4 protein-coding genes are annotated in these 13,517 nt (G+C 38.6%); 3 read left to right on the top strand and 1 reads right to left on the bottom strand.

Going from position 1 to position 13,517, the window contains the following annotated elements; translation table 11 throughout:
- The first annotated feature begins 402 nt into the window (after positions 1–402).
- Positions 403–4,968 carry a glutamate synthase large subunit gene (gene gltB, locus ACSSV9_RS01835; RefSeq protein WP_437345505.1) on the top strand — a complete coding sequence of 1,522 codons (4,566 nt, stop codon included), beginning with the start codon at positions 403–405 and terminating at the stop codon, positions 4,966–4,968.
- Positions 4,961–6,385: a glutamate synthase subunit beta gene (locus ACSSV9_RS01830; protein WP_437345504.1), complete on the top strand. Its 1,425-nt coding sequence runs from the start codon at positions 4,961–4,963 to the stop codon at positions 6,383–6,385. The genes gltB and ACSSV9_RS01830 overlap by 8 nt, the downstream gene beginning before the upstream one ends.
- Positions 6,386–6,418: 33 nt before the next feature.
- Here the strand turns inward: ACSSV9_RS01830 and ACSSV9_RS01825 are convergent, their stop codons facing one another.
- Entirely contained in the window at positions 6,419–8,806 is a 2,388-nt protein-coding gene (locus ACSSV9_RS01825) for a peptidylprolyl isomerase (protein ID WP_437345503.1), read from the bottom strand.
- A 114-nt stretch (positions 8,807–8,920) separates the two neighbouring features.
- Between ACSSV9_RS01825 and ACSSV9_RS01820 the strand changes: the two genes are divergently transcribed.
- Positions 8,921–13,468 carry a lamin tail domain-containing protein gene (locus tag ACSSV9_RS01820; RefSeq protein ID WP_437345502.1) on the top strand — a complete coding sequence of 1,516 codons (4,548 nt, stop codon included), beginning with the start codon at positions 8,921–8,923 and terminating at the stop codon, positions 13,466–13,468.
- Positions 13,469–13,517 lie beyond the last annotated feature (49 nt).

Below are 13,517 nucleotides of genomic sequence, written 5' to 3'. Positions count from 1 at the left end.
TTTCTTAAGATAATGTAGAAATATACATGGAACTTAATAATTTAGGGATCGAACCAGAAATTTTTAAAAAAGGATTGAAATTCCCATTTCCATTCATTACATTTGCGTAGAATTATAAAAGCAAGCCAAAAGCTGCCGTAATCTTTAGAGAACCTACCCGGTTCTGTGTACTATAGTTTTTTTAAAGAGATTTAAAATGAAAAAGAGACTTAACAAATTAAATCAAAACGGCAGAGATAAAATCCGGTACGCAGACGAAATCATCTCGTTGTTTTTTATTACTGCTATTTGCAGCATACGCATGTTACGGCGTTAATGCCGTAGTCTACATTTTTTAATAGAAATATAACCTTTCTAAAAAAATAATTACCAATAAGTTAGAGAGACATAAAGGAGAGACAGATGGGGAATAATCATTTATATAGAGCAGACGGACGATTGAGAAAGAACGCTTTATACGATCCGAAATTCGAAAGTGACAGTTGCGGTGTTGGTTTTTTAGCGAAGTTGGATGGAATTCCGACGCATAAAGTTGTGGAAGAGGCGATTAAAATACTGGTTAATCTGGAACACCGCGGTGCTCTTGGCGGCGATAAATCAACTGGCGACGGCGCAGGTATTATGATTGACATTCCCGATCAATTTTTCCGCGATGAAACTTCTTCAATAGGAATTAAACTGCCCAACTATGAAAGTTATGCTGTCGGTATGGTCTTCTTACCAACAGATCAGGCTTTAGCTGAAAAATGCAAAAAGATTTTCGAGAAATATGTTCTCGAGGAAGGATGCGATATTCTTGGCTGGCGTGATGTGCCGGTTGAAGATGGAGTTATTGGCGAACTGGCAAAATCGACAGAGCCACGTATTGCTCAGATTTTCGTCCATCGTGGAAAGATAAGTCACTTTGCATTCGAAAGGAAACTTTACGTTATTAGAAGGCAGGTAGAAAAAGAAATTGAAGCATTACCCGAAGATACGTCTCAATTTTATGTTGCAAGTTTTTCTTCGAACAGGATTGTCTATAAAGGACTTTTGACTGCAAATCAATTGCCTCTCTTTTACCCGGATTTGTCGGACGAAAGATTTAAGTCGAAATTCGGGGTAGTTCATCAGAGATACAGTACTAATACACAACCGACCTGGAATCTGGCTCAGCCGTTTAGATTTATCGCTCATAACGGCGAAATTAATACATTGAGCGGCAACATTAATCGTATGAAAGCCAGAGAATTTACTCTCAAGTCCGAGTTGTTCGGTGACGATATTGAAAAAATAAAACCGATCATAGTTGAAAGTGGAAGTGACTCGGCAATCTTCGATAACGTTCTTGAATTGCTCGTAATGGGCGGTCGATCGATACCTCACGCAATGATGATGATGGTTCCCGAAGCCTACGGTCCAAAAATCCAGATGAGCGAGGATAAAAGAGCATTTTATGATTTTCACTCGGCTATTATGGAACCGTGGGACGGACCTGCTGCAATTGTATTTACAGATTCGAGATTCCTTGGCGGTATACTGGACAGAAATGGATTGCGGCCGGCGCGTTATTCAGTCACAAATGATGGAATGGTTGTACTGGCATCCGAAAGCGGTGTTATAGAATTTCCACCCGAAAAAATAATTAAAAGAAGCAGGCTATCTCCCGGCAAAATGCTGCTGGCAGACTTTAAGCAAAACAGAGTTGTCCCCGATAAAGAAATTAAAGCAAAAATTTCGAGACAAAAACCGTACAGAAGATGGATTAAAGACAATATAATTACTTTAAGAGGACTTTTTACACCAGCAAGCGTTCCTGAAGTTGAAAGTGAAGAATCACTTATAAGAAAGCAACACGTATTCGGCTACACCGAAGAGGAATTGAAGTTAATAATATCTCCAATGGCTTCACGCAGCCAGGAACCTGTTGGTTCAATGGGCAACGATACGCCTCTGGCTGTTTTGTCGAATAGACCGAACTTGTTATTCTATTATTTCAAACAAAGATTTGCTCAGGTTACAAATCCTGCTATCGACCCGCTGAGGGAAGAGCTTGTAATGTCGCTCGAAAGTTTCGTCGGCGGAGAAGGCAACCTCCTTGAGGAAAGTCCGGAAAATTTCAGAGGATTTAAATTTTCTCATCCCGTCCTGACCCCAGATGATTTAAAGAAAATTGAGCATGCAAATCATCCAAGCATAAAAGTAAGTTATCTCGACATCCTCTTCGATAAAGACGGAGGCGATAAAGCTCTCGAGAATGCATTGAACAAAATATTCGAAACAGCTGCAGAAAATATTAAAAATGGCACTACGGTTATTGTTTTAACCGATAAAAATGTGGATGAAAAAAGAGTCCCCATTCCCTCGCTTCTTGCTGCGTCAGGTTTACACCATTATTTGATTAAAAACGGCTTAAGAACTAAAACCAGTATTATTGTCGAATCGGGCGAAGTAAGAGAAGTGATGAATTATGCACTTTTGATTAGCTACGGAGTCGATGCCATCTGTCCATATCTCGCATTAAATACAGTCCGGTATCTTGCCGAGAACAATTTCCTTGAACAAAAACTGAAGCCCGAAGTGGCAATCGACTCGTACATTATAGCTGTTAAGAAAGGTTTGCTTAAGACAATGAGTCGTCTGGGAATATCTACACTCCACAGTTACTTTGCGGCTCAGACATTCGAGGCAATTGGCTTAAGTCAAAAATTGGTGGATAAATATTTTACAGGTACTATCAACCGTCTTGGTGGTATAGACCTTGAGGATATACAAAAAGAAGCATTAATGAGACACAGCGCAGGCTTCCCAGAAAAAGGGATGCCTGAAAATCTCCTTTCGGCCGGAGGCGAATATTCGATTCGGCTTAACGGCGAAAAACATTTCTGGAATCACGATACAATTTCAAAACTTCAGCTAGCAACGAGAACGAATGACTACGAAGTGTTCAAAGAGTTTACTAAAATTGTCAACGAAGGCGAAAACAGCCCGGTTGCAATTAGAAAAATGTTGCGATTTAAAAAGAGAAATCCTATTCCGATAGACGAAGTTGAACCTGTCGAAAGTATTATAAAAAGATTTGTTGTATCGGCAATGTCCTTCGGTTCTATCAGTAAAGAAGCACACGAAACAATTGCCATAGCGGTTAATCGTATAGGAGCCAGAAGTAATTCGGGTGAAGGTGGCGAAGATATGGCCAGGAATAAAGTCGATGCAAACGGCGATACGGCTCGTTCAAAAGTTAAACAGGTAGCTTCGGGAAGATTCGGCGTTACGCCCGAATATTTACTAAGCGCCGAAGAATTACAGATTAAAATCGCACAGGGTGCTAAACCTGGCGAAGGAGGGCAATTGCCGGGTCATAAAGTTACTCCAGAAATAGCCAGGGTTCGCCACACAACTCCTGGCGTTACTCTAATTTCTCCTCCCCCACATCACGATATCTATTCGATTGAGGACTTAGCCCAATTGATATATGATTTAAAATGTATCAATCCGGATGCAAAAGTATCTGTTAAACTTGTTTCGGAATCCGGTGTCGGAACTGTAGCTTCCGGCGTTGCCAAAGCCAAGGCAGATATTGTTCTAATTTCAGGTTACGAAGGTGGCACAGGCGCTTCACCTTTGACTTCAATTAAACATACAGGGATTCCGTGGGAAATTGGTCTGGCAGAAACCCATCAGACGCTAATTCATAATAAACTCAGGGATAAAATAATAGTTCAGGTTGACGGTCAATTAAAAACCGGTAGAGATCTCGCTATTGCAACACTGCTGGGCGCAGAAGAATACGGATTTGCAACTTCTGTGTTGATTACTATCGGTTGTGTAATGCTGAGAAAGTGCCATTTAAATACCTGCTCGGTTGGCGTAGCTACTCAGGATCCCGTTCTAAGAGCTCGATTTTCAGGTAAGCCCGAGTATATCGAGCGATTCTTTAGATTCCTTGCTCAGGATTTCAGAGAAGTCATGGCTGAACTGGGATTCAGAACCGTCGACGAAATGGTAGGACATTCAGAATTGCTCGAATTCAATCCTCCGCCAGATTTGTGGAAAGCCCAAAAATTTGACCTGAGTCCTCTATTCAATTCGATGGTTGACACAGGCGGTAAGTGCTGTATGGTGAATATGCCCAATCAAGTTGAAGTTTATGACGAAGAGTTTATTGATAAATTGAAATCGGCAATTGAAGATAAAAAACCAGTTGAATTGGAACTGCCCATTAGAAATATACACCGAACAGTTGGTGCCAGATTGAGCGGCTATGTAGTTAAAAAACATGGTGCAAAAGGATTACCTGAAGATACTATAAAAATTAATTTCAAAGGTTCTGCAGGACAGAGCTTCGGTGCGTTTTTATCTCCGGGTATAACATTCAGACTCGAAGGCGACGTAAACGATTATATAGGAAAAGGAATGGCAGGCGGAAGGATTATCGTTGTTCCACCAGAGAATGCAGGATTTGCACCTCACGATAATGTCATTTGTGGAAATGTTGCGCTCTATGGAGCAACTGGCGGGGAAGTCTTTATCAACGGTAAAGCCGGGGAACGATTTGCAATTAGAAATAGTGGCGCTACTGCTGTGGTCGAAGGTATTGGAGATCACGGTTGTGAATACATGACAGGCGGTACAGTTGTTTGCATCGGTTCGACAGGTAAAAACTTTGCAGCCGGTATGAGCGGAGGTATTGCGTTTGTTTATGACGAAACCCAGCTCTTCGATACCAAATGTAATCTCGATATGGTCGATCTGGAAAGTGTATGGGATAAAAACGATATAGTATTTCTGAGGTCATTGATTGAAAAGCATTATTATTTTACTAACAGTCCAAGGGCTAAAATGATACTGGAAAGATGGGAATCGAGTCTTCCACTTTTTGTTAAAGTAATTCCAATTGAGTATAGAAAAGTACTCGAAAGAATGAAATTGAGCGAACACGCAGACGTTGAAACGGTTGCAGCAACCGAGGAGGTCTACGATGGCTAAAGCAACAGGATTCCTGGAATACGATAGAGAAAATCCTCAGAAATTACCTCCTGAGGAGAGAATAAAAAATTTCAAAGAATTCGAAATCCTATTGCCTGATGATAAAATTACTAAACAGGCAGCACGCTGTATGGATTGCGGAATTCCATATTGTCACTCTTACGGTTGCCCGGTAAATAATCGTATTCCGGATTGGAACGACATGGTTTACAAAGGCCACTGGAAAAAAGCATTGGACTTACTCCATTCGACTATCAATTTCCCAGAATTTACAGGCAGGGTATGTCCTGCTCCTTGCGAAAAGGCATGTACATTATCGATTAATATTGAACCGGTAACCATAAAGCATATTGAGCTTGAAATAGTCGAAAAGGGCTGGAAGGAAGGCTGGATACAACCTCAACTACCGCCTTATAAAACTGGGAAAAAAGTTGCCATCATCGGGTCTGGACCGGCAGGACTTACAGCGGCTCAGCAATTGGTGCGCGCGGGTCATAATGTAATTGTATTTGAAAAGAGCGATAGAATTGGTGGACTACTGAGATACGGAATTCCCGACTTTAAGCTCGAGAAATGGGTAATTGATAGACGCATTGAGCAGATGAAAGCTGAAGGGGTTGTATTCGAAACCGAAGTAAACGTCGGGATTGATATTTCGGCTTATTATCTGAAGAGAACTTTCGATGCAATAATTATTGCTGCGGGTTCAACAGTACCACGTGACCTTAATATTCCCGGGAGAGATTTAAAAGGAATCCATTTTGCAATGGAATATTTGACATTGCAGAATAAAATTAATGCAGGTGATAATATACCTGAGGAAAAACTGATAACTGCCAAAGATAAAAATGTAGTGGTTATTGGTGGTGGCGATACTGGTTCTGATTGTGTTGGCACGGCACGTCGTCAGGGCGCAAAATCAATTACACAAGTGGAAATTCTTCCTCAACCTCCAAAAGAAAGGACGCTCTATAATGCATGGCCAACATGGCCAAGAATTCTTTATACCTCCACGTCTCACGAAGAAGGCTGTGAACGGCTCTGGTCGCTTTCGGCAAAAGAATTTTTAGGTAAAGACGGAAGAGTTAATAAAATCAAATTCAGCAAATTAAAATGGAGCGAGCCGGATAAGTATGGCAGGTCTTCTTTCGAGGAAATCCCGGGCGAAATTCTTGAACTCGATGCCGACCTTGTTTTGCTTGCTATGGGATTCCTCCACGTTGAACACGGTAAGCTGGTAAATGATTTGAATATTAAAACAGACGAACGCGGAAATCTGGTTGTAGATAAAAATTTAATGACAAGCGAAAATAAATTTTTCGCAGCAGGAGATTCTGTTTCGGGTGCCTCACTTGTCGTGCGAGCGTTTAATCAAGGTAGAAGAGTTGCTCGAGCTGTTGATAATTATTTGAAATAAATTTACAGGCTGCCTCAATCGAGGCAGCTTTTTTTATTCCCTTTCGATGACTTCAATTTCGTAAACCAAAGTTGATTCAGGCGGAATTACAAATTTTTTACCATTAACAATGTTTTTCCCGTAATATCCATAAATGCCGTATGCCAGATCTGAAGGTAAAATTATAATTCTCTTTTCTCCTTTTTTCATCTGCGGAATATATTTTTTAAGTCCTGAATTAATGTTCGTTTTCCCTGGTACGAAATCAAATTCTTCTGCACGAGTAGTATTTTCTGGAAGTCCGTGCGCATCAGAAAAAAATTTTGTTTCGTTAATAAGATGATACCCTGAATACTTTACCTTTATTTTTGACGGAGCACTGATATTATCGTTGCTTCCCTGTTGAATTATCAAATGTCCTGAACCATCCTTATATCTTTCTATCCCCTGAAATAATTTATTGATTTTTTCTTCTTCAAGTTTCTTTTTTAATTTCTTTTCCTCCTGTACTCTTTTTCGTGCCTGATCGACAAGTTCGAGAAAGGATTCTGTAGTTGGTCTGAAATTTTTGGCTTCTTCTCCAATTCTGATAATTTCGATGCGTTTGATGGTGTCTCCTTCTGTGATTTTGAAGACAACATTCAAACCTTCAACTACTTCGCCGAATAAAGTGTAATTGCCGTCGAGATATGATCTATCTGCGAGTGTTATATAAAACTGGCTGCCGTTTGTATGAGGACCGGCATTAGCCATACCAACCATACCAGCTTTGTTGTGGTGGAGTTCAGAACTAATTTCATTAGGGAATTCATAACCGGGACCTTCTGCTCCGGTAACAGGTTTGCCTGCCTGTATAACATGACCTGGTACAACGCGATGCCATATAGAACCATTAAAATATGGGACACCGTCGGGCAATTCGGAATTTTTGATTGTGCCTTCTGCCAGACCCACAAAATTAGTAACTGTTAAAGGGACTCGTTTATAGTCGAGGTTTATTAAAATTCTTCCTTTGTTGGTAATTAATTCAGCGTATAATCCGTCAGGCAAAAATGCATCCTGGCGAGAAATTAAAGAATCCATATTTGCTATTTGATAGGCGGCGAGGGCAATAATTAAAGACGAGTGCTTTTGAGCCGATGGAATTACTTCGTTATAAGTATCGAAAATTGAGTGCCATGTTCGTCCGTAAATGTGAGGTCCTTTGAGAATAAGCCACGGTGCAGGAATGTTATTCATAACAAATGAATGACTGTCTGTGCCTCCTCTACCAGCGCGTCTGAATTTCGGTATTGTGTCTATTTCAAATGGATATTCAAGTTGAAGTTGTTTTATGGGACTTAATACACCTTCTACCTGTTTTATTATCGATTCGGGCAATCCTAATGCAACCAGAGGATTTGTGCCGCCGTCGTTGTTGAACATTATAGAAATTTTATTGTGAATGGATTTATTCCTGCTAATCCATGACTGAGATCCAACAAGTCCTCTTTCCTCAGCTGCATATAATTGAATCATAATAGAACGTTTTGGCTTTGCACCTGAAGCACTCAATAATCTGATTGCTTCCATCATTCTTGCTACACCCGAGCCATTGTCGATTGCACCGGTTGCACCGTCGTAGGAATCGAGATGCGCTCCTAAGATTACATATTCGTCGGGTTTTTCTGTGCCTTTTAATATCCCAATAACGTTATGATATTTTATTGGCCCACGATAAAAATGATTTCTTATGTCGAACTGAAGTTTAACAGATTTGTTTTCTTTTATTAAATTAAATATTTCGTCATATTCTTCGGCGAGTAATTTGATGTCGGGCAGAGTAGGTAGATTTTCCCAGGAATTGACACAGCGGGATTCAAGGAGTCTCAGTGGTGAAGGCGACTTTTGTATTGTTCCTAATGCGCCGGCCTTCGTCAGAATTTTTGTTATTATCGAAATAGAATCTTTATCGCGCGCCCAGCCATTATTCACGCCGTCAATCAATATCCACTTCCCTTCGGCTATCTCTTTCAGATTTGAGTTGTTGATGATAATTGAATCGGATAAATAAATTGCATATCCTTCTTGAGCACCTCGTGTTGAAGCTGTATACGACGGTGTTCCAAACGTAAGATTTTTATTGAAGGGTTCAACCATTTTTCCGAACCATGGACCCCTGTTGAATCCTACAGATACTTCTCCAACTTCGTCAAGATAGGCTTCGAGTCCCCATTCTTTGAATTTATCCAGTGCCCACAATGCAGCGTTTGTGTATGCGTGGGAGCCTGTTATTCTGCCTCCGAATACATTGCAAAGATAATGTTGATGCTCCATAACACGATTATCTTCGATGCCCAATTTGTAGATTCTGTAAAATGTGGAGTCGGTTTGTGAAAAACTATTAAATGTGGAAATAAAGATTAAATAAAATAAAACGGTAATCCGAAGTAGTCCTTTCATATTTTTGTTCCTGTAAATAATGACTACTTGCAATATAATTATTTATCGTTTTGTTATGAAAATAAATTGAGGATTGTTTATTTTTCAGGCAGGGCATTAGCAAGTAGCAGGGCAATGAAACAATGGAAAATTTTATTCGCATTTCTTTTTCCCGTTGTTACTAATATTATGGCTCAGAATCTGATACTGAATGAAATAATGTTCAGTTCTTCAGAAAGCAACGGAGAATTCATTGAGTTGTTCAATAAATCATTTAGTGATTCAATTGATTTAACCGAATTCGGAATAAAATATCACACATCCTCGGCGGATTATTTATTGCCGTTAAAAAATGGAAGTCTACTTCCTCCACGTAGCTATGCCATCATTCTCGAAGGTGATTATGATTTTGTTAATGGCGTGTACATGAATCTGATCCCGGATACTGTTATCGTAATGACAATCGACGACAATGCCTTTGGTAGTTCGGGTATGTCAAATTCTGCGGATAGAGAGGTTTCTATTGTAGACAAAAACGGAAACGTAATTGACAGTCATATTTATACTGCAGATAATCAAGCCGGATATTCTGATGAATTGGTAAACGCCGACGAAAATCTCGAATGGAAAAATTCATTGGTGGCAGGTGGCACGCCTGGCAGAAAAAATTCTGTCTCTCCTGTGAATTACGATCTTGCCATTGTGCACTTTTCTGTAACGGATACAGTACAATTGATAAATAAAAGTATTGGTTTTTCAATAGAGATTTTCAATTATGGCATTAATGCGTCGAATGATTTTAATGTAAAAGTACTCTCATTAGTAAACGGCACGGATACAATTGAAATATTTGACAATACTTACTCAAATCTTCTTCCGGGCGATACATTAAATATTAATTTCTACCACGAGTTTTCTTTAGTGGGGATATACAAAATAATTGCATTTCTTATAAGTGACAAAGATGAAATAAATTCAAATGACAGTGCTGATATCGAAATAAAAATATTCAAACCGGAAGCAAACTATAACGATATTGTAATCAATGAGATCATGTATGCACCTGCTGACGAAGAGCCAGAATGGATAGAAATCTTTAATAGAAGCAAAGATACCCTGAATATAAAGGGATGGTATGTTGCTGATAATAAATCTTCAGCACTATTGACCGAAGCCGATCGCTATCTTTATCCTGAGTCGTATATCGTAATCACAGGGGATTCGTCTTTAACAAGATATTATAAACATGAATTCAATCTCTTGACTACAAACCTCCCAAGTTTGAATAATGGCGGCGATGATGTCATTATCAGAGACAAATATCAAAATGTTATCGATAGTGTAACTTATACTAATGAATCTGGGGGAGTTTACGGAAAATCGCTTGAAAGAATAAGCGTCGATACACCGACAAATCAGTTGACCAACTGGAGGGCAACAACGAGCAAGGCACGCGGTACACCGGGAAGGGTTAATTCGTTATCGACTAAAATGTACGATGTTGAAATCGACACTGTTATTCTGAAAAACCCTTTTCAGCTAATTAATGAAATTACAGAAATAGAAGTTCGAATTAAAAACATCGGATTGTCGACGATAGAGAAGTGTTTCGTAAAAATATTTGACGAAGAAAATGAAATGCTTGATTTCTGTACTCAAGAATTTGTACAGACCGATGAATCAAGATATTGCACTTTTGGAATTGAAGAAAGTAAAGTCGGAAGGAAAAAATATTATTGCATTGCATCAAACGACAAAGATCAATTTAACGATAATGACACTTTTTTCTTTTTCATCGACTACGTTGATAAATTAATCGGCAGGAACGACCTTGTAATTAACGAAATTATGTATGCCCCAGATCCGCCAGTACCTGAATGGATTGAGATTTATAACAATTCATCAGAAAAAATTAATCTGAAAAAAATGAAAATGATTGTAGGCAGTAAGCATTTCAACTTGTCAGAGAAGGATTATTTTATCAATTCAGGAAATTATTTTCTCGTCAGTAACGATTCATCGATAATGGAAATTTATCCAGAATTAAGAATAGTTTTAATTGACTTTTATAACTTGAAGAACACCGGCGAAATGCTTGTGCTTAACGATTCACTCGGAAGAACAATTGATTCGGTTTATTATCATTCTGAATGGGGAGGTAAAAACGGAAAATCGATTGAAAGAATAAATGTTGATAGAAACGGTGCTGATTCGTCGAATTGGTTGGAATCGCTTTCGGTAAGTGGTTCAACCCCAGGTAAAAAGAATTCTAATGCACTGAAAAACTACGATGTGATAATAGACAGTGTTTATTACTTTCCAGACAAACCTGTCATAGGAGAAAAAATCAGTTTGTCCATTTCTTTTAAAAATAGAGGAATACATCCACTCACCGGCAATCTGATAATTTATATGGTGTCGAATGGTCTAAAAGAAGAAATAAAAAATGAAACGCTGACCATAGAATCGGAAAGTATTGCGAGCTACGATTCCTTATTTCGAATTTCGAGTCCAGTAAATCTGGAAATATTATTCAAGTCGGAAAATGACGAGGATACAACGAACAATAAACGATGCATGGAAATAATTCCAGGATATTTACCGGCTTCTCTACTGGTCAACGAAATTATGTTTTATCCTCGCGATGAAATGCCCGAGTGGATTGAATTATATAATAATTCAGAAGGTCCAATTTATCTAAATGAATTTACTATAAGTGACAGGTTAACTAATGCTACAGTAACTAAAATAGACAGTTCATTAATTAAGGCGCACGACTATCTGGTAATTGCTTCCGACTCTACCTTCTTCAATTATTATGATTCCGATATTCAAGTTGTAATTGCAAACTTGCCAGTACTGAATAACGATAGCGACGCCGTTGTAATTAAAGATAAAAGAGATGTCACCATTGATTCAGTCTACTATCGTCCATATAGCAGCAAAAAAGCGGGCGTTTCGTATGAACGAATGTCGATCTATTTATCTGGCAATGATACGCTTAATTGGGAGTACTCGCAGGATTCAACTGGTTCTACGCCAGGTCGAAAAAACAGCATCATTTTACACAGGTACGACCTGGCTGTTACCGATATAAGCTTCGCAGCTGACAATATATTGTCTGATGATATTGTGGGGATTTGTTGCGATATAATTAATCAAGGAACTGAGAGTGCTAACAATTTTATTATTGAAATATTTACTCTGAAGAACGGGGTGCAACATTTGCTTGAAAGGCTCGTTTATAATTTATTGCCGCCTTTTGATACTGTGACGGTTTGTACAAATGAAAAATATCCCGCCAAAGAAAATTCTGAGTTGCTTGTAAAAATAATTTATTTACACGACGAAGACACTACTGATAATGAACTAAGTGCGAAATTAAAATTGGGATATAAAAAAGGCACAATTGTAGTTAACGAAATTATGTATAATCCGAGTGAGAACGAACCTGAATGGATCGAGATATTCAACACAACTGAAGATGAAATTAATTTAAGAGGGTGGAGTTTATCGGATGTAATTTCCGAACCAGCCAAAAAGATTATAATTAATGAAGATCAATACATTGCGCCTTTTCAATATAAAGTTGTCAGAGCAGCCGGTAAAAATGAATACTCCAGAGATGCAATTCTTCTGTCGGAATTTCCGTTGTTAAATAATTCTGAAGACGGTATTGTTATTTGTGATTCATACAACAATCAAATAGACAGTCTTTTTTATAAGTCTGGATGGGGCTATAAAAAGGGTGTTTCGCTCGAAAAGATAGCACCGAATTTAAATGCTTGCGATTCTGTTAACTGGACATTATCACTTTCGCCATTGGGTTCTACGCCTTCTAGTGAAAATTCAGTATCTAATTTGCCACATATAAGTGACCAACAAATTGTGATCAACGAAATAATGTACGAGCCGGATGAAATTAATTCCGAGTTCATTGAACTTTATAATAACTCAGATGATACACTTCAGGTTGGTGGTTTATCAATCGGAGGGCATAATAATCTTCGCATCGTTAATGAACTTACGTTAATTTCACCACACCAATATTTTCTGATAGGGAATGATTCTGCTTTAACTGATTACTATAATACTGATGCAAAACTTTTCGTCGATAAATCTTTCAGTTTGCCAAACAGCGGCGCTGAAATCAAAATTGTCGATTTCTATGGTAATTCTATCGACTCTCTGTTTTACAGTCCTGGATGGCATAATCCTTTGATAAATAGCACAAAAAATAAATCGATTGAACGAATTAATCCTTCCATTTCTTCGAACGATGCTAAAAATTGGAGCACTTCGGTGGATGTCAGTGGAGCAACCCCCGGTAGTAGAAATTCAATTTATACATCAGGAGTCACAACCGAAGAAGCAATAACAATTTATCCAAATCCATTCTCGCCGGATAACGACGGATTTGAAGATTTTACTACTATTACGATCAAACAGAAAAATAATATTGGATTGGTAAGAATTCGCATTTTTGATAGTAAAGGCAGACCTGTTAAAACTCTCGAGGAAAGCCGTCCCGTCGGTGCTGAAACAATAATAGTTTATGACGGTTTCGATGATAATTTAAAACCACTGCGAGCTGGAATATATATCTTATTAATCGAGATAATAGACGAGGGTGGACATAAGACTGTTTTCAAGAAACCGCTCGTATCGGCGAGAAAATTGTAATCGGTATATGGGAAATTTTTCTTATTTTTGCCTCTGCATATTTGAGAGG

The sequence above is a fragment of the Melioribacter sulfuriphilus genome, from assembly GCF_051488685.1.
Classification (GTDB): Bacteria; Bacteroidota; Ignavibacteria; order Ignavibacteriales; family Melioribacteraceae; genus Melioribacter.
This window is presented reverse-complemented; position numbering and strand designations above follow the sequence as displayed.

Excerpts from the sequence above, each read along its gene's own strand:
- ACSSV9_RS01820 (WP_437345502.1), top strand. The coding sequence starts at position 8,921 with ATGAAACAATGGAAAATTTTATTCGCATTTCTTTTTCCCGTTGTTACT.
- ACSSV9_RS01825 (WP_437345503.1), bottom strand. The coding sequence starts at position 8,806 with ATGAAAGGACTACTTCGGATTACCGTTTTATTTTATTTAATCTTTATT.
- gltB (WP_437345505.1), top strand. The coding sequence starts at position 403 with ATGGGGAATAATCATTTATATAGAGCAGACGGACGATTGAGAAAGAAC.
- ACSSV9_RS01830 (WP_437345504.1), top strand. The coding sequence starts at position 4,961 with ATGGCTAAAGCAACAGGATTCCTGGAATACGATAGAGAAAATCCTCAG.